The 212-nt window shown below is 50.0% G+C and carries 1 protein-coding gene; it reads left to right on the top strand.

The window, feature by feature from the left end:
• Positions 1-117: 117 nt before the first annotated feature.
• Positions 118-212: beta clamp domain-containing protein (locus HMPREF2554_RS12060; protein WP_371326189.1), on the top strand; the 95-nt coding region annotated here is incomplete at its 3' end.

The following is a 212-nucleotide window of genomic DNA, read 5'->3' as shown; positions in this document are numbered from 1 at the left end:
ATGCAGTTTTGCATAAACTACACACGCACGATGTAGGGTTCTCAATTCCATACACATCCATGAGCTCATCATCGTTGTTTTCCAAACCCGTTTGCTTCATCACCGAAAGGCTCTTTGATGAAATTTACCGTTGAACGTGACGTACTTGCCGAGGCGGTTGGTTGGACCGCACGCTCGCTACCTCTTCGTCCCACCTCTCCCGTGCTCAACGG

It is taken from the genome of Rothia sp. HMSC071F11 (assembly GCF_001809115.1).
GTDB lineage: Bacteria > Actinomycetota > Actinomycetes > Actinomycetales > Micrococcaceae > Rothia > Rothia dentocariosa.
This window is presented reverse-complemented; position numbering and strand designations above follow the sequence as displayed.